This is a genomic window from Aeromonas sp. 601039 (genome assembly GCF_049174415.1).
Lineage (GTDB): Bacteria > Pseudomonadota > Gammaproteobacteria > Enterobacterales > Aeromonadaceae > Aeromonas > Aeromonas veronii_A.
In genome coordinates this window covers 1-21680 of sequence record NZ_JAAKTL010000034.1, presented here as the reverse complement: position 1 = coordinate 21680, position 21680 = coordinate 1, and the positions used below count along the sequence as shown (strand labels likewise).

Annotated in this window: 16 protein-coding genes; 9 read left to right on the top strand and 7 right to left on the bottom strand. The window is 57.1% G+C overall.

Going from position 1 to position 21680, the window contains the following annotated elements:
* Positions 1-193 precede the first annotated feature (193 nt).
* The 3 genes from G5195_RS19195 (at position 194) to G5195_RS19185 (ending at position 3043) form a co-directional block, all read left to right on the top strand.
* Complete coding sequence (locus tag G5195_RS19195) at positions 194-1435, top strand: lipase family alpha/beta hydrolase (protein WP_245132622.1); 1242 nt, start codon at positions 194-196, stop codon at positions 1433-1435.
* 479 nt (positions 1436-1914) lie between these two features.
* Positions 1915-2118 carry a hypothetical protein gene (locus G5195_RS19190; protein ID WP_245132620.1) on the top strand — a complete coding sequence of 68 codons (204 nt, stop codon included), beginning with the start codon at positions 1915-1917 and terminating at the stop codon, positions 2116-2118.
* Positions 2119-2416: 298 nt separating this feature from the next.
* Positions 2417-3043 (top strand): heme-binding beta-barrel domain-containing protein, encoded by a 627-nt coding sequence (locus G5195_RS19185; RefSeq protein ID WP_042055942.1) that lies wholly within the window; start codon positions 2417-2419, stop codon positions 3041-3043.
* A 36-nt stretch (positions 3044-3079) separates the two neighbouring features.
* Here the strand turns inward: G5195_RS19185 and G5195_RS19180 are convergent, their stop codons facing one another.
* From G5195_RS19180 to cmoM, 6 genes are all read right to left on the bottom strand, one after another.
* Complete coding sequence (locus G5195_RS19180) at positions 3080-3607, bottom strand: DUF6979 family protein (RefSeq protein WP_236727593.1); 528 nt, start codon at positions 3605-3607, stop codon at positions 3080-3082.
* Positions 3608-3765: 158 nt separating this feature from the next.
* Entirely contained in the window at positions 3766-4152 is a 387-nt protein-coding gene (locus tag G5195_RS19175) for a septal ring lytic transglycosylase RlpA family protein (RefSeq protein WP_323930707.1), read from the bottom strand.
* 234 nt (positions 4153-4386) lie between these two features.
* Positions 4387-8814, bottom strand: coding sequence for a chromosome partition protein MukB (gene mukB, locus G5195_RS19170; protein WP_421236394.1), 4428 nt, complete (start codon positions 8812-8814; stop codon positions 4387-4389).
* Between the two features lie 3 nt (positions 8815-8817).
* The gene (mukE, locus tag G5195_RS19165; protein ID WP_005336835.1) at positions 8818-9537 is read right to left on the bottom strand and encodes a chromosome partition protein MukE; all 720 of its coding nucleotides are present in this window, start codon (positions 9535-9537) and stop codon (positions 8818-8820) included.
* The gene (mukF, locus tag G5195_RS19160; RefSeq protein ID WP_111901131.1) at positions 9518-10852 is read right to left on the bottom strand and encodes a chromosome partition protein MukF; all 1335 of its coding nucleotides are present in this window, start codon (positions 10850-10852) and stop codon (positions 9518-9520) included. Before mukF ends, mukE begins: the two co-directional genes overlap by 20 nt.
* 100 nt (positions 10853-10952) lie before the next feature.
* Positions 10953-11729 (bottom strand): tRNA uridine 5-oxyacetic acid(34) methyltransferase CmoM, encoded by a 777-nt coding sequence (gene cmoM / locus G5195_RS19155; RefSeq protein WP_421231038.1) that lies wholly within the window; start codon positions 11727-11729, stop codon positions 10953-10955.
* A 101-nt stretch (positions 11730-11830) separates the two neighbouring features.
* Here cmoM and elyC point away from each other — a divergent pair, with 101 nt between their 5' ends.
* The 3 genes from elyC (at position 11831) to pfkA (ending at position 14613) form a co-directional block, all read left to right on the top strand.
* Complete coding sequence (elyC, locus tag G5195_RS19150; RefSeq protein ID WP_421231039.1) at positions 11831-12601, top strand: envelope biogenesis factor ElyC; 771 nt, start codon at positions 11831-11833, stop codon at positions 12599-12601.
* A 135-nt stretch (positions 12602-12736) separates the two neighbouring features.
* Complete coding sequence (gene tpiA, locus G5195_RS19145) at positions 12737-13492, top strand: triose-phosphate isomerase (RefSeq protein WP_120414341.1); 756 nt, start codon at positions 12737-12739, stop codon at positions 13490-13492.
* Positions 13493-13641: 149 nt separating this feature from the next.
* The gene (gene pfkA / locus G5195_RS19140; RefSeq protein WP_005336840.1) at positions 13642-14613 is read left to right on the top strand and encodes a 6-phosphofructokinase; all 972 of its coding nucleotides are present in this window, start codon (positions 13642-13644) and stop codon (positions 14611-14613) included.
* Between the two features lie 1591 nt (positions 14614-16204).
* Here the strand turns inward: pfkA and G5195_RS19135 are convergent.
* Positions 16205-17446: a dicarboxylate/amino acid:cation symporter gene (locus G5195_RS19135; RefSeq protein WP_005360943.1), complete on the bottom strand. Its 1242-nt coding sequence runs from the start codon at positions 17444-17446 to the stop codon at positions 16205-16207.
* 270 nt (positions 17447-17716) lie between these two features.
* Here G5195_RS19135 and G5195_RS19130 point away from each other — a divergent pair, with 270 nt between their 5' ends.
* From G5195_RS19130 to G5195_RS19120, 3 genes are all read left to right on the top strand, one after another.
* Positions 17717-18001, top strand: coding sequence for a pyrimidine/purine nucleoside phosphorylase (locus tag G5195_RS19130; RefSeq protein WP_005336842.1), 285 nt, complete (start codon positions 17717-17719; stop codon positions 17999-18001).
* 152 nt (positions 18002-18153) lie between these two features.
* Positions 18154-19539, top strand: coding sequence for an L-serine ammonia-lyase (locus G5195_RS19125; protein ID WP_113740008.1), 1386 nt, complete (start codon positions 18154-18156; stop codon positions 19537-19539).
* A gap of 275 nt (positions 19540-19814) precedes the next feature.
* On the top strand, positions 19815-21185 hold the full coding sequence (locus G5195_RS19120) for an L-serine ammonia-lyase (protein WP_005336844.1): 1371 nt from the start codon (positions 19815-19817) through the stop codon (positions 21183-21185).
* Positions 21186-21680: the final 495 nt, after the last annotated feature.

The following is a 21680-nucleotide window of genomic DNA, read 5'->3' as shown; positions in this document are numbered from 1 at the left end:
TTCATATGACGAAGTAGAGGTGATTTTCCCTGTCATTACCGTGACCGGCTTCGCAAGCGGTTCTTATCAGCCCCGCCATGCATGGCCCGTTACTGGTAAACCCGCTACAAAGGGAGCAAGCTGGTTTGATATAGAGATACGCTGCGCTCTTCGCGGCACGACAACGCGATACCCGCTTCCACAAGGGCTTGCCATGACCGACGCCACAGACCCATCGCCATCCTCTTCTTGGCATCTTTCGGATATCCGCGAACTGGCGCACCTGCTGACTCTGGCGCTGCCCGCCGCGGTAGAGATCACCGAAGCAGTGCATCAGGCGGTACTGAGCGGTATGGGGCTCAAGGGACGGGATGAGGGAAAAACAGCCGGGATCACCGGGCTGGTCTACAAGGGGGTACATGGTGCCGCCAACACCCTGGGCAGCGGCATCAACGAACTGCTCAGCCGCCTGCCAGCCACACCGCCGCCCCACCAGATCCCCGAAACCCCGAAACGCGCGGCCCTGATCGCCACGCTCAACGGCGTGTTGGGGGACAAGCTGGTCGAGCACCACAATGCTCTCGCCACCCCCATGATCCTGCGCTATCAGGGCAAGCCCCTCGATTGGCAAGCGATGCCAAAGGATCTACCCCGCGAGGGACGGGTGCTGCTGATGATCCATGGCCTCTGCATGAACGATCTGCAGTGGAAGACCGAGCATCAAGGCAAACCGGTCAATCACGGGGAGCAACTTGCCGCCGCGCTTGGCTATCTGCCTCTTTACTTGCGCTACAACTCGGGCCTGCCTATCGCACATAACGGGCAGCTACTTGCCCTGTTGCTGGAGGAGCTGTTCGCCTACTGGCCGGGAGAGCTCAAAGAGATAACGATAATGGGCTACAGCATGGGGGGACTGGTTGCACGCAGCGCCTGCCACCATGCCGGCGTGGCCGGGCTCACCTGGCCTGCACGCCTTGCCAACCTGATATTTCTCGGCACACCACACCACGGCGCACCGCTCGAACATGCAGGTCACTGGCTGGAACAGTTGTTGCCCGCTACCGCCTACAGCGAACCCTTCGTCAGACTGGCGCGGCTGCGCAGTGCAGGCATCAAGGATCTGCGCCACGGCAAGGTGATCGACGAAGTGGCCCAACCCGACCCCGCCGTGCCCTTGCGCGATCCCCGCGTTCCACTCCCCTTACCCTGCAGCGTCAACTGTTATGCCATCGCCGCGACCACTGCCGCCAAGCGCAGCCTGCTGGCCGACCGGCTGATTGGCGATGGACTGGTGCCGCTACGCAGTGCCCTCGGTCAGCACAACGAAGCGCGCCATCAGCTGGCTTTTCTTCCTGCCCATACCCTGATTGTCTATCGCACCAGCCATATGGCCCTGCTCGCCAACCCACAGGTTGGCCAGCAACTGCTGCGCTGGCTCAGCCCCTTGCAGTTATAGCGAACTGGCTATTAAAGCAACAGAATGCTGGTTCACACAGGAGCCCTGTGGCACTCTGGGACGTCAAAGGGAAGACCCACACTGACACTTGATGTGTCCCCACTGCAAAGGAGCGCCACCGATGGCCAAAGCAAGCAAGAAAGAGATCAAGAAGAAGATCGCCGCTCGTCTTGAGAAAATTGCCAAGCATGAAGGCAAGATCAAGAAGCTGAAGAAGGCCCTGAAGTAGGGCCCACCGCATAAGAAAAACCGCCAATAGGCGGTTTTTTCATCCCCCTTTCGCCCCTTTACCATCGTTTTGATACCAATGGCCTTGATGTAAACGCCTCAAGCGCACCTCAGCAGAACAACCCGACTGAAGCCACGCACGTTCTCATCGCTGATATTTGGTCTAACAGCGCCAATCGGGCGCCGCGCGCGCCCATGCCAGCAACTACCTTCAACGGAGTGTTTGATATGAGCCAGCAGTGGAGCGCCATATGTACTCTTACACCCTCACTTTCAAGGAAGATGTCGATCGCCTGACCGCCCCCGAGCAGGAGATCACCTTGCAGAGCCCCGCTCAGGCGGGGGATTTTGTTATCCTCTCCGACGGCAGCCGCCATCAGGTGATGTTTGTCACCCACCGCGTCCACTACAGCAGCCTCTATCTCGATAAAGGGGTCAGGGTGCCACAGAGTTAGTGGCTATCGCCTTCAATTGATGGGGCTGAGTGAAATATTCACGCCGTTGACATAATAATCATCGCATCATGTCAATGTTCCTTTATCTCTATCACGATATATCTGAGGAAGCGCGATGAAAAAATACAACATTGTCTTATATCAAATTCAATTTATTTAGCCACGAAAAAGCAAATCATACATCACAAAAACGAACCACTATCACTCAATATCATTGACCACACCCTTGGTGCGTTATAACAATTACTTTGCTGAACATATTTATTCGCAAGTCATTATTAGTGATGGAGTTATCACAATGAATAAAGTTATCTTACCCATAGCATTAATTACCTGTGCCACGCTCGCTCACGCAGAGTCCAGCACTATTATCAACGGTCTGGATTTTGGTCCATTAGCTCAGTTGGCTGGCACATGGAAAAGCACCGATGCTGGTGGTGTAGATGTAGCACCCGGCCAGGAGGGTAGCAAAGTTGGCAAAGGGGGGCCGGCAGTGGAACCCTTTTACGAAGTCATTACTTTTGAACCGGCAGCCGATGCTAAAAATGCCAGCGAACAATATCTGGTAGCCATGTATTACAAACAGGAAGTATTCAGAAAAAGCGATAATGGGAAATTTCATGACCAACGCGGCTATCTGATTTATGACAAGACTAATCAGCTTGTTTACAACTCATACTGTATACCCCGTGCAGTCTGTGTGGTCACTGAAGGCAAAGCGGGTAACAAAATCGAGTTCAAGACGGGCAAGCGCGGTATTGCGGAAAGCAATTATATGACCATTAATGATTCCACCACGGATTTCTCGATGACTCTGGACTTCTCAGAGAAAGATCTCCTCAAATACAGTCAAACCACCAACCTGATGGTGTATGGCAAGCCATTCGCACACTCCGATAGTGCATCCCTGACCAGAACCAATTGATGTTTCATGGCCAAGGTATTCATTACCTTGGCTTTTTTATATTCGTCGATAGTCTATCCTGATGGCATCCCTATCCCACTCGGGATTGAGCACACCGGCATACCAGAGTGTCAGAATGACATCCATCTGATTGTTATGCTTAACAACCTTGCCGCTCTTACAGGCAGAGACCACTTCCAGCCATAACTGCTCGGGATTGATCGGTTTGGTAATATCCTTGTGTGACAATAAATCAATGGCAGCCAACACATATGCTCTGGTTTTGGTCGCAGCTACATAATGAACTGGCATGATGCAACTGATACAACCAAGACTGCAAAGAGTCAAAAAAGTTACCTTTGGATTATTCTTGAATTTCCCTGTACTAATATCATCACCAAATGCTTCAGCAATAGCCATATCCCAAGCGGTGGCATGCCCATAATTATTCTGCACCATCAGATGAACAGCTCTCAGCGCTGCACCACCATATTTACCATAGATAATCATCACTAATCCCTCCTTTTGCCCCATAGTAAGGCCGAACAGGCGAGATAAGCTAAAATAAATATCAATCACGATCATCGATTTTTTCCATTGATAACAAATCCATTTTTAGCTGAATTAAATATTGATACATATCAATGTTATATCTTTATCTACCGAAAGGCTGACTGGTCGATGTCAGCATCCCAATATCATTCATCAACATCCATTTTCGTGTATAAACAGGCTCATCCAGCCTAGAGCACCTCTATTTTTACTTTGATAATCCCGTCGCGAATATTGCCGATGGCACTAAACGCAGATTTGGAGAGATCGATAATACGTCCCCTTTTAAAGGCGCCGCGGTCATTGACCTTGACCACTACACTCTTGCCGTTGGCGAGGTTGGTGACCCGTACCATGGCGCCAAAGGGCAATTCCATATGGGCGGCGCTATTGAGGTTGTTACGATATAACTCGCCGCTGGCGGTCTTTTTGCCGTGATAGCGGTCGGCATAATAGCTGGCATAGCCGGTTTCGCTATAGCCGCGCCAGCTGCCGCCGTGGCTCTCGTCATAACGGCTGCTACAGGCAGCCAGCAGCAGGCAAAGAGATAACAGCAGCCCTTTCTGGATATGTTGCACCTTTCCCCTCTCCTCTCTTCTTTTCGCTCTGCGCTATTTTTAACTCTTCGATGCGGCCGGTGACGCTGGCGACACGTTCACAGGCAGTCTCTCACCTTGCCATAGCTCCAAGGCACTCACCATGTTACTCGCCTTGTTGTCAGGCAGTAGCGACGGTGCGGCTACTTTGCCATATTTTTCCAATAAAAAGGGAGGCGAATGCCTCCCTTTTCTCTTGCTATTTGCCCATCAGAGTCAGGCGATCAGCTTGTCGTCGGCGAAGCCGAAGCCACGCAGACCCACCACATGCACGTGCTCGTGCTTGCCCTGTACCTTGCGGATGAGCTTGTAGGTGGTGCCCTTCTCGGGACTGATGTTCTCGGGCGCCGCGATAAGCAGCTGCATATCCTGCCGCTCGCACAGCTCGAACAGGGTGGCGATGGATTTGCCATCCAGACGGGCCGCTTCGTCGAGGAACAGCAGACGGCAGGGGGCGATATCCTTGCCACGCAGACGGCGTGACTCCTCCTCCCAGCTGATCAGCACCATCAAGAGGATGGCCTGACCGGTACCGATCGCCTCACCGGTGGAGAGCGCGCCGCTCTCGGCCCGCAGCCAGCCATCGGCCCCGCGCTGCACCTCGATCTCCAGCTCCAGATAGTTGCGATAGTCGAGCAGCACGTCGCCCATCACCTGATAGCTGCGATCCCCCTGCTCGATCTGCGGATTCAGGCGCTGGAACAGCTTGGCCATCGCCTCGGAGAAGCTGAGCTCCTTGTCGGCGAACAGATCGTTGTGCATAGCGGTTTGGTCGGCCAGCGCCGTCAGCAGACGGGTGTGAGCCTCGCGGATATTGACGTTGAGGCGCACTCCGCGCACCAGACCGAAGGCGATGTTCTGCAAGCCCTGGTTGAGCACCCGGATGCGGTTCTGCTCGCGGCGGATGATGTTGGTGATCTTGGCCGCCACCTCGTGGGAGGAGAGCGACAGATGGGTTTCCCGCTGCTTGAGCTCGTCAGCGAGACGGGCCAGCTCGATCTCCATCTCCTCGATCGCTTCCACCGGATCATCGGAGCGGATGATGTCGTTACGAATGCGATCTTTAAGGTAGCGGTATACCTGCACGTAGAAGGCCACCTTCTGCTCGGTGCTGCGGTTGCCCTCGGAGAGACGCAGTGCATCGCGCAGAGCTTCGTCGTGGGCCACCGCTACCCGCAGGGCGCCGAGGGCCTTGTCCGACATGGAACGCAGCTCGTCGCTGTCTAGATAAGCCAGTTCGCGCTTGTTGAGGCGCTTCTCGACGTCGGTCTCCCGCGCCAGACGCACCACCCGCGACCAGCTTGCCTTGTGACCCACCAGGGATTTACGGGCGCCGTAGTAATCCTTGCCTTCGAGCTTGAGACGGCCGCCAAGGGATTCGATCTCCCGCTTGGTGACCTGCAGCTGGGCCTCGGCGCTGGTGCGACGGGAACGGGTGCGGATCAGCAGCTCTTCGATCTCTTTCTTGTGGGCACGCGCCTTCTCTTCCATATCGTCAGAGAGGGTCAGCCCCATGGCCGCCAGCTCCTGCTCGAACTCGGTCAGGGTCTGACGCTTGGCCTCGACGCTGGAGTTGAGGGCGGTGCGCAGCTGCAACGCCTCGGTGTGGCGCAGGGCAATCTGCTTGTGCTGCTCGCCAGCGGTGCGGGCGGCAAGCTCGGCCGCTTTCAGCTTCTCTTTGAGCCGCTCGCTCATCTCGGAGGCCTTGCCCAGCAGGTCTTGCGCATCCTGATAGGCAAAGTGCGGCAGACGGGCCACCAGCTGATCGAGGGCGTAGCAACGGCGCTTCTGCTCGGCCAGCAAGTCGCTCACCTCATCGTAAGCTGCCTGCAGCGCCGCAAGATCCTGCGGATCCTGACGCAGCACCTGCACCATGGTTTCCAGTTTTTCCAGCGACTTGCCGTGCTTGGCGATAAAGGCTTCGGCCTGTTTCAGGGCTTCCACATCGGCGTGAGCCGCCTCGAGGCGAACTGCAAGGTCAGTCTCGGCAAACAAATGGGCAAACGGCAGCATCCCCTGCACCAGCTGGATATGGCGAGTCAGCTGGGCGGCAGCCGCTTTGGCCTCGGCCAGCTGCTTGTCGCACTCACCGATGGCCCCTTGCAGCGCGCGCAGTTCGGCCTGTTTGGCTTGCACTTCGGCTTCGGGGTCGGGGCGGAAGGCGATATCCAGATGCTGACCGATAAAGTCGCGGAAGTGACCGTAGAGACGGTGGTACTTCTGCTGCTCGAAAGCGGCCTTGGCGTAACCCTCGATGAGCCCTTCGCGTTCAAGGTCGAGCTGCTCGATCCGCTTTTCCCGGGCGGCGCGACCAAACAGCGGCAGCTCGGGGTAGCGGGAGAAGCGCACCTGACGCTTGCTGGTGCGCACCAGCACGGCGTCTCCCAGCTCGTCCGCTTCTACCAAATCCTCGTCAAAGGAGTCGGGGTTGCCCTGAATGAGGTAGATATCTTCCGGGCAATCCTCCAGCTTTTTCAGCCGCTCGATGGCACCCTCAAGGTCGAGCACCACCAGGGCGCTGCGAGCCGGGCCATAGAGCGCGGAGTAGTAAGGGGCATCGTCGATGGAGATGTCGTCGTAGACATCGGAGAGCAGCACGCCCCCCACTTGCTCGGCGATGCGGGCAAGACGGGGATCCGCCTCCCCTGCGCCCAACTGCAGGTTGCGAATTTGCAGCTCCAGCGCCTGTTTCTGCGCCGCGATGCGGTTGCTCTCCTGTTCGAACTCGCGCTCCTTGTCGAGCACTGTCTGCATACCGGCCGAAAGCTCTTCGGCAGTGGCGAGCGGCAAACCGCTCTGTTCGCGCAGCTGCTCGAGTTTTTCAAAGGATTTGAGCCAGCGCGGCGCCAGCTTGGTGAGCTCCGCAATATCGCGGCCCAGCTGGGCACCCTGATGCTCGAGGCTGGCGCGGCGCTGGTTCACCTCCGCCTGCTGCTCGGAGAGCTCCTCCTGACGGGTGCGTTGGGCTTCGAGGAAGATCTCCAGCTCATCGCTGCTGGCAATCAGCTGGCCAGAGGCCTGCTGCAGCTCGTCACGCAACTTGAAGAGATTTTTCTGGCTTTCGCTCTCTTTCTCGAGGCGAGCCAGCGCGGCGCGCAGCCCCTGCCCCTGGGCAATACGGGCCTTGTCTTCGATGTGACGCTTGAGCAGCGCCTGCGCGGTGGGCCAAGCGGCCTCGCGCACTGTTTCGGGGGCGATGCTCAAAAGCAGCGCCAGCGCCGCTTCGTGCTCGGCCACCGCTGCCTTGGCCAGCGCCAGCTGTTGTTCGGCCCCCAGCACCCGGCTGGTGAGGCTCTGCTCGGCTGCGCGGAACTGGTGCAGGGTGTCGCTCGCCTGTTCGGCGGTCAGCCCCGGCAGCTCGCACTGCTCGCGGGCAGCTTCCAGCGCCTGCACCGCTTGACGGTACTGGATGGCGCGGGTCTGCTGAATATCGAGCGCCTGCTGGTAGTCGGCCAGCTGGGTCTTGAGGCTGTCGACTTCTGCCTGCGCCAGCTCCTTGCGCTCTTCCACCTCCAGCAGCTGGCCGTGGATCTCCTCCACCACCGCTTGCTGCTGCTCGAGTTTGTCAGAGAGATCCGCCAGATCGGCACGATACATCTCGATCTTCTTCTGCAAACTGACAGCCGCCATCACCTTGGCCAGATGCTCGGAGGCAGACTCCAGCTCGTCGGTCAGCAATTTTTCGCGGTTGGTGAGCTGCTCCACCTCGTCGGCCAGATAGATGGCGCGCTGTTTCTCTTCGGCCAGAATGCGGCGCTTGTCGGCCAGCTCCTGGCGCGCCTTGAGGGCCAGCTCGGAGAGGCGGCTCTTCTCGGCGGCGTTGCGCACATAGTCCGCCGCCACATAGTGGGTGGTCTCGGTGATCAGGTTCTTGAACAGATCCCGCTGACCCTGGGTCTCCTTGATCGCTTCCAGCGTGCGGCGGTTTTCATAGATGGCCGCCTCCATGTCTGCAAACGCCTTGCGCACCCCGGAGTTCTCCGGCAGCAGGTATTCGCGCAGAGAACGGCTGATGGAGGAGGAGATGCCGCCGTAGAGAGAAGCTTCGATCAGGCGATAGAACTTGCCGCGATCCTTCTGGTCACGCAGCTTCTTCGGGGTGATGCCAAACTCGAACATGAAGTTGTGATAGTCGGTCACCGTATTGAATTTGGCGACTTTCAACGCCCCCAGCTCGGCGGCCGCCCCTTTCAGATCGGTAAAGGCGCGTACCCGCCCCTTGCCGCCATCAAGCTTCTCCAGCAGCAGATCGGTCGGTGCCAGATTCTCCGGCACATCCACCAGCGCAAACGGGGTGATGTTGACCTTGTTGTCGCGGTTGGCCACCTGTTCGAGGTGGACACCGACCCAGATCCGCTGTTCGCGGCTGTTCATCACTTCCAGAAGGGAATAGCAGTGGCCGCGCTGCAGCTTGCCGTAGAGCCCTTTGTCACGGGAAGCACTGCTCGATCCCGCTTCCGTGGTATTGCGGAAATGGAGCAGTGACTGGTCGGGGATGAGCGCCGCGATAAAGGCCGCCATGGTGGTGGACTTGCCCGCGCCGTTGCCGCCGGAAAGGGTGGTGACCAGCTGGTCGAGATCGAAGGTCCGGGCAAAGAAGCCGTTCCAGTTGACCATGGTCAGGGATTTGAACTTGCCTCGCACCGGTTATACCTCCAGATCCAGTTGTTCTTCATCGAGATCCGCCTCGATGTCATCAAAGAGCGAGTCGCTGCTCGGCATTTCGTCGTCGTGGAAGATGGCTTCACCCTCCTGGATCATCCGCAGCTGAACGGCACGCGGATCTTCATCGGAGCGCACGTCAGCGGCGAAACGGAATACCGATTCGTTGACCCGGAATTTATCCCCGTTGCCAAGGGCGGTGATCATGCCAAGGCGACGCAGACGGCGCATGGAGGTACGGATCTTTTCGAGCAACTTCTTCTTGTCGAGATCGGTACCGCCGGAGCGGCTGTTGACCATTCGCAGCAGCTGCTTCTCGTCGGCGAGGCTCAGCACCTCTTCTTGCAGCTCGGCCATGGCGAATACCCCTTCGGAAGCCAGACGATCCGGGCTCAGGTAGAGGTAGCAGAGCACCTTGCCCACCAGCATATCGAGCTCGGAGAGCACAGTGGTGCCGATGTCAGAGCTCGGGCGCGGACGCAGATAGAAGAAGCCTTCCGGCGCCTTGATCAGCTCCACCTGATAGCGGCCGTAGAAGATCTCCAGCTCGCTGTGATATTCGACCAGCGCCGAATGCTGCTCGAACTCGTCGGCACTGATGTGGCGACCGGAGCGCAAGGCGGTGTCGATGCGCGGAAACAAGGGGTTGGCAATCGCCTCTGCAAGACGCAGCGGCAAGGGAAACTCAGAATTGATCAATGACATAGGCCTGAACCTTGGATCCAGCTTGGTTAATGGGTTTCCATGCGGGTTGGCGATGCAGTTCGCGCTCGCCGCTGGCATGGCCCAGGCGCACGGCCTGGTCGATCAGAAGACGCGCCACATCGAAGTGGGCATGAGCCGGGTAGTCCAGCAGGTATTCCCGCAGCACATCGGCCAGATCCAGCTGCTGGCCCTGCTCGGGGTAGCGGGCCAGATAGCGCTCGATACGCTCGGCCAGCTCCTGGTTGATGTCCACCATCTCGACGTACTCCATCTCGAGGGGCACCTCACCGGTTACCTCCTCGTCGTGGATAGCGATGGTTTCGTCGCGCAGCTCCAGCAGACGGGGCTCTTCGGCCACCCGCAGCTGCCAGTTGTGCTGCTCGAAATTGCGGATGGACTCGCGCAGCCGCTGGCTGAAGGCGCGGTTCTTGTCCATGTCGATGGCGTTGCGGATAAATTTGTGGACGTGCCTGTCGTAGCGGGACCAGAGCTCGATGCACTGCTGACCCCAGCTGGTGATGACGTCAAGACGACCTTGCAAGGCGTGAGTCAGCTCCTCGACGTGGAACAGATCGTCGCGCCCCTGCGCCGCTTCCTGAATATTGAGCAGCCCTGCCTGCAGGCGGTGGCCGGCAGCGTCCAGGGTATCCTGCAGCTCGCGCAGGGTCTGGCCGGTCTCGTGCAGCAGCTTTTCGCAGCTGTGAATGGCATCGACCCAGTTCTGGGTCAGCAGGGCCGCAATCTCGCTCTTGACCTGATTCTGCTGCTCATCCATGGCGCGCTGGGTGAGATCGATGCGCCCCAGCGTCTCTTCCAGCGAGAAGGTGAGGCGCGGCAGCACCTCGGCATCCCACTGCTCACGGGTGTTGGTCTCGAGCGCCGCCTTGCGGGCGGTGTCGAGCTCGGAAGCCAGATGCTCGAGCAGAATGGAGAGCTTAATGGAGTCAACCTGACGCTGATCCATAAAGAAGTCGACGATGCTCACACCTAGGCGCGACAGGCGGTAGAGGCTCTCCCCCGCCACCATGTCGGTGTTGAAACGCGACAGCAGCTGCTGGCGAATGAGATCGTTGATGGCGTTGTTGGCGCGACCGGTGAGGGTCTCGTCCATTTGGCCGAAGGCGCTGCTGACATAGCCAAAGGCGTCGTGCAGCGCCGCCTCCGACAGGTCCGACTCATCTTCGGACAGGGTCTTGATTGCAATCAGAAAGGCCAGCCGGTCGGTCGGCAGGCTCAACGCCAACCCCTCCTGCCTGACCCACCCTACTAGCTCCGGCAAAGAACGCTCTGGCAGGGTACGGGATGTACTCATCATGATGTTGTCATCTCGTTGTTGTATTGGGCGCAAAGCCTTGCGCGCGGCTACATCCGGTAGCATCGAAAACATGGTTCACATCGACGTGAACCGCGAGCAATCAGCTGGCCGGCTTCTGGGCCATCACATGGATATAGCGACCGAGGGCGACAAAAGGCTCCTGACGGCAATATTGCTGCTCCATGGCCAGCAGATCGTCGAACTTCTCCACCTGATCCTGCTTGTGACGCATATAGTCGTGGATGACCCGCACCCCCGTCTTGCCGATGATGCGCAGCCCCCCGCGACCAATCCAGTCATAGACCAGCTCCGGCAATTGGGGATTGGTGGGCGTAAGCGCTGTCTGCCGCTTCTTGCGAAGGCCAAGGCGCACATAGTCAAAATTGCCCACCACCAAGCTCTGGAACAGCAAGCCATGACGGTTGTAGAAAAGCAGCGACAGTATGCCCCCGGCATTGACGAAAGGGAACAGACCCAGCAAGGTCTGGCGCGGCTCGGCGAGCCACTCCAGCACCGCATGGCAGAGCACCAGATCAAAGGTACCGGTCACGTGTTGCTTCAGATCCTGAATGGGGCAATGGATGAGACGGATTTTGTCTTCCAGCCCCTTCTCGGCGATCTGGCTGCGGGCCAGTTCCAGCATTTCTGCTGACAGATCGCACAGCTCCACCTGATGGCCCATGGCCGCCAGCTTCTGGGCGAAATAACCAAACCCGCCCCCCGCATCGAGGATGCGCAGCGGTCGGTTGCCAAGGCGGGCCAGGCAGGCTTCGATGTCGCTCCAGACAATGGTGGTGCGGATGCGCCCCTTGGTGGAGTCGTAAATGTTGCGGGCGAACTTGTCGGCGCGCCCGTCAAAACTCTGATCGTGCTTCAAGGAGAAACTCAACATTAGCGCCACAGGGTTGTGGCCATCCCAAAAAAGAGAGGTATTCTGTCACATCCCGAATTTGCTGAAAACTCAAGGAAGTGTCTGTCGTGTTTGTGCTCAAAAAGTGGCTGGGTCAGCTGTTGATGCCGCTCCCCTTCTCCCTCTCCCTGCTGCTGGTCGCCCTGCTGCTGCTCTGGTTCACCCGTTTTCAGAAAACCGGCAAGCTGCTGGCCACCCTCTCGCTGCTCATTGTGGCGCTGATGGGGATGCGGCCGGTGAGCTATGAACTGGCCCGCGGGCTGGAACAAACCTTCCCGCCATTCGAGGTGAGCCAGCATCCCAACATCGACGCCATCGTGGTGCTCGGCAATGGCCATGTCAGCGATCCGGCGGTGCCCGAGCGCTCCTGGCAAAACAATATTGCACTGGCTCGCACCCTCGAGGGGGTACGGCTGGCCCAGGCGTATCCGCAGGCAGAGCTTGTCTTTTCGGGCTATGTATCGGGAGATCCCCTCTCCAATGCCGAGGTCAATGCCCGGATGGCCGAGAGTCTCGGCATTCCCCGCGCGCGGATGACGTTGTTTGAAAACAACAAAGACACTCATGATGAGGCGGTCAGTATCAGTCGCCATCTGAAAGGAAAAGAGGTGGCGCTGGTCAGCTCGGCCACTCATTTGCCGCGTGCCATGGCCCTCTATCAGGGTCAGGGACTCAAGGCCGTGCCAGCCCCCACCGACTACACCGCCAAGCAGAGCCAGGTACCCCAGCCCCTCTACAGTTATTTACCCAAAGGGCGTTATCTGATGTATTCCGAAGCTGCCATCCACGAATGGATTGGGGTATGGTGGGCTCGCTTGCGGGGGCAGGTTAACGAATGAGCGATCAAGCGTTTCATTCCTGATTTGGATCAGGAAAGCGAAAAAAAATTACGTCATTTGCCGCCGGGTCAGCTATCTTGGGCTCGGTTCAATTCATATAATGTCGCGCAATCAAATGCCTAGGAGATATACAAGATGAGACAGCACCTGGTAATGGGTAACTGGAAACTGAACGGCACCAAGGCTTCTGTAGAAGCTCTGATCAAAGGACTGACCCCGGCTGCTGCCGCTCATCCTTCTGTACAAGTCGCCGTCTGCCCGCCGGTTATCTTTTTGGGTCTGGTTGAGCAACTGACCGCTGGCAGCAAGATTGCCTACGGTGCCCAGAACGCTGACGTTCACGAGTCTGGTGCCTTCACCGGCGAAAACGCCCCCTCCATGCTGAAAGCCTTTGGTTGCACCTACTCTCTGGTCGGCCACAGCGAGCGTCGTACCCTGCACGCAGAGAGTGACGACGTGGTTGCTGCCAAGTACGAAGCGATCCAGAAAGGCGGCCTGATCCCGGTTCTGTGCATCGGTGAAACTCTGGAGCAATTCGAAGCCGGCGTGACCAAGAACGTGGTTGAGACCCAGCTGAAAGCCGTTATCGACCGTTGCGGTATCGCCTCCTTCAACAACGCCGTTATCGCTTACGAGCCGGTATGGGCCATCGGTACTGGCAAGACTGCCACTCCGGAGATCGCTCAGTCCGTTCACGCTCACATCCGTCAGTACCTGGCCGGTTTTGATGCCGCCGTTGCTGCCAAAGTACAGATCCTGTACGGCGGTTCCGTCACTGGCGCCACTGCAGCCGACCTGTTCGGTCAGCCGGACATCGACGGTGGCCTGGTCGGTGGTGCGTCCCTGAAAGTGGACGACTTCTCCCAGATCATCGCTGGCGCTGCCAAGTAATCGTTGATTACGGCAAAGAGAGGGGCTCGTCCCCTCTCTTGTATCGCTTTTCCTATGGTGGCCCCCGCATCCCATATGAAAGCCGATATAGTAAAAGTGGCTTGTCTATTTAAACATTCGTATTTGACAACTCAGATCCAGAGGCACTCATGACCAAACAAATCAAACGTATTGGTGTTTTGACCAGTGGTGGCGACGCACCGGGTATGAACGCAGCCATTCGCGCCGTGGTTCGCGCCGGTTTGCATCATGGCCTGGAAGTTTACGGTATTTATGATGGCTACCTCGGTCTGCACCAGGATCGCATCGTCAAGCTAGAGCGTCACAGCGTCTCCGACGTGGTGAACCGTGGTGGTACTTTCCTCGGCTCCGCCCGTTTCCCTGCCTTCAAAGACCCCGCAGTGCGCGCCGAAGCGATCGAAAACCTGAAAAAGCACGGTATCGACGCGTTGGTCGTCATCGGTGGTGACGGCTCCTACATGGGTGCCAAGAAGCTGACCGAAGAGGGTTTCCCCTGCATCGGCCTGCCGGGCACCATCGACAACGACATCGCCGGTACCGACTTCACCATCGGCTTTGATACTGCCCTGAACGTGGTGGTTGACGCCATCGACCGCCTGCGCGACACCTGCAGCTCCCACCACCGTATCTCCGTGGTCGAGATCATGGGTCGCCACTGTGGCGATCTGGCCATGTCTGCCGCCGTTGCCGGTGGTGCCGAGTATGTGATCGTGCCGGAAGTAGCCTTCGACAAAGAGAAGCTGCTCAAGCAGATCAAGGAAGGCGAAGCCAAGGGCAAGAAGCACGCCATCATCACCATCTGCGAGCACGTTACCGACGTGAACGCGCTGGCCAAGGACATCGAAGCCCTGACCGGTCGTGAAACTCGCGCCACCATCCTGGGCCACATCCAGCGTGGCGGAGCCCCGACTGCTCGTGACCGCATCATGTCCAGCCGTATGGGTGCTTACGCCGTTGAGCAGCTGCTGGCTGGTCACGGTGGTCGCTGCGTCGGTATCCAGCGCAACGAGCTGGTACACCACGACATCATCGACTGCATCGAGAACATGAAGCGTCCGTTCGATCAGGAGCTTTACAACCTCTCCACCACCCTGTTCTAAGCCTCGCGGCTTTTTACCGGCTGTTGATGACAAAAACCCTCCATCGGAGGGTTTTTTAATATCTTACAAAAACGGGGGCATCGACACGCTGTGTGGCCCTCACCATACGGGTTGCCTGATTCCAACCCTTGCGCCATCTGACTGATCACTAGCCTTCCTCTCCTCACAGCAACCGGCTTCAGCCTACGAACAGAGTTCCGGTATTGTCGTGGATGTTTTATCACTGCAAACCGGATTGCGTTGACCTGTGCTCTGTCGACCCTGAAACTAGCTTGTTCAGCCTCCTCGTCATACGCCGCTTTTTATATCTCAATCTTGTAGAAGGAATTCAGATATCTTCCCCAGCCATGCTCCGGCGCTGCGCTCGTATTGCACTCACATGACTCACACATATGCACCGGCTACGCAAATCGCTACTCGCGCCCAGCCAGAGAGTGCGCCTCTGGCCTATTGCGCACCTCACTCTTGCTGCGGCCATGTCTATACCGAGACCGACGGGAAAATTGGCGGTGATAAAACAGCCAGCTGCTACTCTGTATCCCCCCGATGCACCGCTCTCCTCCCTATGAACCCAGTGTATTGCTGTATAAATGCGGAGACTCCGGACTGATAAAGTGATGGTACGACAAGGGCTGGCAACCAGATTGTCTCCATAGACTTCTTTTGGATGAGCTATCTACGTCAGGAATCGTCAAACTATGGCCTTACACACTTTTTATGGCCTCAATGGCACTGTTGCAAGGGTGAAAACTTATAAAACGCCACTAAAGCTCCATACAAGACCCACCACCAAGCCAACCAGCATCTCACCAACCAATTGAATTTAAATGAAATAATCATAAAAACAGAATCTTGAATGCCTACCATGCCAGAGCAGGTGATAAAATCAGCTCAACATGACAAAAACAGCCATTTCAACCAACCAAGAACATAAAGTGGCCATTTTATCAATTTACACCTTGTTTTACCCCCTTGTTATGGTATCTTGACTACATCAACCAACAACTTAGGGAGAGAAAAATGAAAGAGTTTGTCGTTACTGCCGTTTTCACGGTGTTTTTCACCCTGGTTGCTGTCTCTCTGCCCTCACTGTCACAGTTCTGAGCCGGATAGAGAGGCATCAATCCGGACTGACCTTCTTTGCCATGTCTGTTTAATCGCCACCAACTGGCGCTTTTCAGTGACAATGCCGAGATGGTCAACATAGATATGATTTCATCACGTTGACGCTGTTTCTTTCGCCACAAGGGTGTAACCAGGATGGTTTAACCATATGGCCTGATGGAGTAGAACCAGCAGCAGATCATATCCGAGGGGAGCGAGGCTCCCCTTTTTGTTACCCGCCGTTTGACAATCCCCTACCCCGGCATCTACAACAGGCCGGTTAACGCCATACGGCCCATGCCCACAACTGATGCTTTCCCCTCCTGTGCTATCCATTCAACACAGCTAAATCCGTCAGCAATCTCTTGTGCACACCTTTGCTCTGATGCTTGTCCGGCAGATATAAAAAGCCCCCGCCATCATGGCAGGGGCTCGCGTTACGCAGTGTCAGCTCAGGGCTGTTATATCTCAGTCCAGCTCAAAGCAATTATGCCTTGTTCCAGCGCTCTGGGTCATATTCCGGGCTAAAGCGGTCAACAATGACAGCACAGGCCGCATCGCCGGTGATATTGAGGGAGGTGCGGATCATGTCGAACAGACGATCCAGCGCGAACAGCAGCGGCAACCCTTCAATGGGGATCCCGGCCGCCAGCAGCACGGCAACCACCAGGAAGCTTGGGCCCGGCACACCGGCCTGACCGATCGCCCCCAGAGTGGAGGTCACAATGATGGCCGCCCAGGCGCCGACGCTCAGATCGATGTTGTAAACCTGCGCGAAGAAGATGGCGACCAGGCCGTAATAGATGGCGTTGCCACTCATGTTGATGGTGGCACCCAGCGGCAACACGAAGGAGGCGGTCGCGTTGGTCACTTTCAGATCATGCTCGCAGGTCTCCATATTGACCGGCAGGGTCGCCATGGAAGAGGCGGTGGAGAAGGCCACGATCTGCGGCTTCTTCATGGCAGAGAGGTACTTCATCACCGGCGTGTTGGAGAACATCATAACCAGCAGCGGATAGACCACGAAGCCGAAGATGAGGATGGCAGCCACATAGACCACGAACAGCTTGAGTACCAGGGTCAGCACATCGAAGCCATAGGTTCCGATGGCTTCCGCCATCAGACCGAACACCCCGAGCGGCGCGATGATCATCACCTTGTTGATCATCCAGACGAAGGCATCCACCAGGGTATTGAGCCCATCGACCAGCGGCTTGGCCCGCTCGCGCGGCTGTTTGGCCAGCGCAATGCCGAGGAACATGCAGAACACCAGGATCTGCAGGATATTCGCTTCGTTGAGGGAGTTGAAGACGTTGGTGGGGATCATGCCAAGCAAGGTGGCGACTGCATCCGGCAGCGCCCCTTTATCGGCGTAGTCACCGCCAAACATGGAGGCAACGGAAGCGAAATCGACCCCGACACCCGGTTTGAAGATCTGCCCCATCACCAGCGCCAGCAACACGGCCAACGCTGAGGTCACGAGGAAGAAGGCCAGCGTCGCCGCCCCGATCTTGCCCGCAGCCGGGCTGGCGCCCAGATTGGCGGCGCCGGAGAGGATGGCAACCGCCACCAGCGGGATCACCAGCATTTTGATCAGTTGGATAAACAGGGTACCGAGCGGTGCAAACACGGTGGCTTGTTCACCCATGAACGCGCCGACCACTGCGCCCAGTACCATGGCGACCACAACCTGGAAGCCGATGTTTTTAATGAGTCCTTTAGTTAACACAATATGTTCCTTTATGTAGCAAAATTCACACTTTTCCCAGTGCAATTAACCAAACAGGGGAATGAGCGGCTGCCCATTCCCCTGTTTGCGCGTGTTATCTCACATTTAATTGCTGTTTTAAATCAGCAAATCATTAACCTTGGCTATTAATAAGTTTGCGAAAAAGTGAAGATTCAAAGCGGCCTCGGCGATTTTTACCTCATCCCCCATGACAACTGGCAAAAGATTGTGCTAGTTTGGCTGCACAAACGTACACACAGGGATGTAAAGATGCTGAAAGTTAACGAGTATTTCGACGGAAATGTAAAATCCATCGGTTTCGAACAAAAAGGCGAGAAATCAACCGTCGGGGTAATGAACGCCGGTGACTACCTGTTCAACACCGCCGCCCCCGAACGGATGACAGTGATCAAGGGCGCCCTCACCATCCAGCTGGCTGATGAAGATGAGTGGCACACCTACAGCCAGGGTGAATCCTTCCTGGTGGCCGGTCACTCCTCCTTCAAACTGGAAGTGAAAACCCCCACAGCTTATCTGTGTGAATTTCTCGACTGATCAGGCCGGTTGAAGGGGATCAGCCCCTTCAACTTTCTTGATCCCCCCAGCCCCATTATCTGTGTCCATGTCACAGCACCGCACATCCCCGCTTCCTATCCACATCAAAAATCCTAGAATAAACAGACATAAACCATCACCGGATTGATGTCATGATCAGCGTGTTTGACCTGTTTTCCATCGGAATTGGCCCCTCCTCTTCCCATACCGTCGGCCCCATGCGTGCCTCTTACGCCTTCGTCCAGCAGCTCAAGCTGCAAGGGCATCTGCCACAGGTTACGCGGGTCGAAGTGGAGTGTTACGGCTCGCTGGGCCAGACCGGCAAAGGGCACGGCACTGGCAAGGCGATCATTCTGGGGTTGTCGGGCTTTGAACCGGAATCGGTCGATATCGATGCGATTCCCGCCATTCTGGCTCGAGTGGAAAAGGAGCAGAACTTGCAGCTGGCAGGCGAACAACCAAGCCATTTTCCCCGCACCGGAGCCATCATCTTCAACCGCCGCAAGACCCTGCCGGCCCACACCAACGGCATGACTCTGCGGGCCTTTGATAAAGAGGAAAACCTGCGCTTCAGCCAGACCTACTACTCCATCGGGGGCGGCTTCATCATTGAAGAGAGCCACTTTGCCACCGCCAAGGAGGAGGCCGCCAAGTCCGATGCCGAGCACCCTGTCCCCTACCCGTTCGACAGCGGCGCCCAGCTACTGGCCCACTGTCAGGAGAGCGGACTCTCCATCTCGGGGCTTATCCTCGCCAATGAGCGGGTATTTCGCAGCGATGAGCAGATAAAAGCGGGGCTGCGCAAGATCTGGCAGGCGATGCAGGGCTGCGTCGAGCGTGGCTGCAAGAGCGAAGGGGTGCTGCCGGGCGGCCTCAAGGTTCGGCGCCGCGCCCCGGGGCTGTTCCGCCAGCTAAGCTGCGAGACCAACTTCAACAAGGATCCGCTGATGGTGATGGAGTGGGTCGATCTCTTTGCGCTGGCGGTCAACGAGGAGAACGCCGCCGGTGGCCGGGTGGTCACCGCCCCCACCAATGGCGCTGCGGGCATCATCCCCGCCGTGCTGCACTACTACGATCGCTTCGTGCACAAGGTGGATGACGAGACGCTGATCCGCTACTTCCTCACCGCGGCTGCCATCGGCATCTTATATAAGAAGAACGCCTCCCTCTCCGGGGCCGAAGTGGGCTGTCAGGGTGAGGTTGGGGTTGCCTGTTCCATGGCGGCTGGCGCACTGACCGAACTGCTGGGTGGCAGCCCGGCCATGGTGGAGAACGCCGCCGAAATAGGCATGGAGCACAATCTCGGCCTCACCTGCGATCCCATAGGCGGACTGGTGCAGGTACCCTGCATCGAACGCAACGCCATGGGGGCGGTCAAGGCGATCAATGCCGCCCGCCTCGCCCTGCGCGGCACCGGCGAGCACAAGGTGTCGCTCGACAAGGTGATCAAGACCATGTGGGAGACTGGCAACGACATGAAGACCAAATACAAGGAGACGGCCCGTGGCGGCCTCGCCGTTAACATTACCGAATGTTAAAAAACGGCAAATGACTCCATTTGGTTCCGAAATGCCCGGCATCGCCGGGTATTTTTATGGGCAAACGCTTAACAAAATGGATAAGCACAAAAATAAATTTTATACTCGCGCCTCAGATTCAACAAAAATAGATCTATTTCAACTTTTTTTAGGTCTGGAGCCGTTACACTACGGTTATCTGGTTCTGTGACCTGCGCTGACAAGCGCGTTCCATGGATCTCCCAAATTTCTGTGAGTGGGCATGCCGCCCCCTTCTACCCTGAGGTAATAGTGACATGATCAGCGTTTTTGATATCTTCAAAATCGGTGTAGGCCCCTCTTCTTCCCACACTGTTGGCCCGATGAAAGCGGCCAAACAGTTTGTTGACGAGCTGCGCGCGGGCGGCAAGATCCGCGATGTAACCCGGATCAATGTCGATGTCTACGGCTCCCTCTCCTGGACTGGCAAAGGCCACCATACCGACACTGCCATCATCATGGGCCTGGCTGGCAACCTGCCGGAAAATGTTGATATCGATGCCATCCCCGAGTTTATCTCTCGTGTTGAGCAGACCGAGCGCCTGCCGATCGGCCTGCACTGCCACACCGTCAGCTTCCCGCGTGACGCCATGGTATTCCACGACGAAGCCCTGCCGCTGCACGAAAATGGCATGAAGCTGACCGCCCTGATCGAAGATGAAGTGGTCTACAGCAAGACCTACTACTCCATCGGTGGTGGCTTCATCGTTGACGAAGAGAACTTCGGCAAGGCTGACAGCGGCGACATGTCCGTACGCTATCCGTTCAAGAGCGCCGCCGAGCTGGTTGCCCATTGCAGCCAGACCGGTCTCTCCATCTCTGCCCTGATGATGGAAAACGAGAAGTGCTTCAACACTCCGGAAGAGATCTACAAGAAGTTCGGCAAGATCTGGAACACCATGCGCGAAGGTATCGAGCGCGGCTGCCGTACCGAAGGCGTGCTCTCCGGCCCGCTGCGCGTACCCCGTCGTGCCGCGCCGCTCTACCGTCAGCTCAACACCAACGAGAACCTCTCAAGCGATCCGATGAACATCGTTGACTGGGTCAACATGTTCGCTCTGGCCGTGAGTGAAGAGAACGCTGCCGGTGGCCGCGTGGTCACTGCACCGACCAACGGCGCTGCCGGTATCATCCCGGCCGTACTGGCTTACTACGACAAGTTCATCCAGCCGGTTGGCCGCGACGAGTACACCCGTTTCTATCTGGCTGCCGGTGCCGTCGGCATCCTCTACAAGATGAACGCCTCCATCTCCGGCGCCGAAGTGGGCTGTCAGGGTGAAGTGGGTGTCTCCTGCTCCATGGCCGCTGCAGGTCTGACCGAGCTGATGGGCGGTAGCCCGGAGCACGTCTGCGAAGCTGCCGAGATCGGCATGGAACACAACCTGGGTCTGACCTGTGATCCGGTTGCCGGTCAGGTACAGGTGCCTTGCATCGAACGTAACGCCATCGCAGCCATGAAAGCGGTCAACGCCTCCCGTATGGCCCTGCGTCGTACCTCCAAGCCGCGCGTCTCCCTGGACAAGGTGATCGAGACCATGTACATCACCGGCAAGGACATGGACTCCAAGTACCGTGAAACCTCCCGTGGCGGTCTGGCCATCAAGGTGATGCAGGTTGCCTGCGAATAAATAGGGGTTGCGACCCTCATTTGAACAAAGGCGGGATATCCCGCCTTTTTTATTGCCCGAATGGGATGCTGGGTACTGATACCGGCATACCGACCATTTCACTGTAGGGCGTCGCTGATATACCCCTGCTACGCCACCGCAATGCGGATTGCCTTGTCTGCATACCTCTCTAATTACATACCTTGATTAACTCTTCTCAATGCATTGAGAGAGACATTACGCCCCTACATGAAACCTGTACCTGCTATCTTGCCCCAGCCACGATTTCACAACTAATCGATATCGAGATGGCCCCTCATCTCAATATCCCCCTTTGGTCATACCCTTGTTTGGCAAGACGCGGTTACCACTCCCCCTGCGGATTATCACGCCGCCACATTGATTGCCTCCTATGTGGCACTTTCGTGATCAGGGCAAACTGTAGTGGTCTAATCATCCCGGACACCATTTTAGGTGGTACAGTCGCCACCATGACCTGAGGTGTTCAATGACAAG

Excerpts from the sequence above, each read along its gene's own strand:
- G5195_RS19195 (WP_245132622.1), top strand. The coding sequence starts at position 194 with ATGACCGACGCCACAGACCCATCGCCATCCTCTTCTTGGCATCTTTCG.
- G5195_RS19190 (WP_245132620.1), top strand. The coding sequence starts at position 1,915 with ATGTACTCTTACACCCTCACTTTCAAGGAAGATGTCGATCGCCTGACC.
- G5195_RS19185 (WP_042055942.1), top strand. The coding sequence starts at position 2,417 with ATGAATAAAGTTATCTTACCCATAGCATTAATTACCTGTGCCACGCTC.
- G5195_RS19180 (WP_236727593.1), bottom strand. The coding sequence starts at position 3,607 with ATGATCGTGATTGATATTTATTTTAGCTTATCTCGCCTGTTCGGCCTT.
- mukE (WP_005336835.1), bottom strand. The coding sequence starts at position 9,537 with ATGTCATTGATCAATTCTGAGTTTCCCTTGCCGCTGCGTCTTGCAGAG.
- mukF (WP_111901131.1), bottom strand. The coding sequence starts at position 10,852 with ATGATGAGTACATCCCGTACCCTGCCAGAGCGTTCTTTGCCGGAGCTA.
- tpiA (WP_120414341.1), top strand. The coding sequence starts at position 12,737 with ATGAGACAGCACCTGGTAATGGGTAACTGGAAACTGAACGGCACCAAG.
- pfkA (WP_005336840.1), top strand. The coding sequence starts at position 13,642 with ATGACCAAACAAATCAAACGTATTGGTGTTTTGACCAGTGGTGGCGAC.
- G5195_RS19130 (WP_005336842.1), top strand. The coding sequence starts at position 17,717 with ATGCTGAAAGTTAACGAGTATTTCGACGGAAATGTAAAATCCATCGGT.
- G5195_RS19125 (WP_113740008.1), top strand. The coding sequence starts at position 18,154 with ATGATCAGCGTGTTTGACCTGTTTTCCATCGGAATTGGCCCCTCCTCT.
- G5195_RS19120 (WP_005336844.1), top strand. The coding sequence starts at position 19,815 with ATGATCAGCGTTTTTGATATCTTCAAAATCGGTGTAGGCCCCTCTTCT.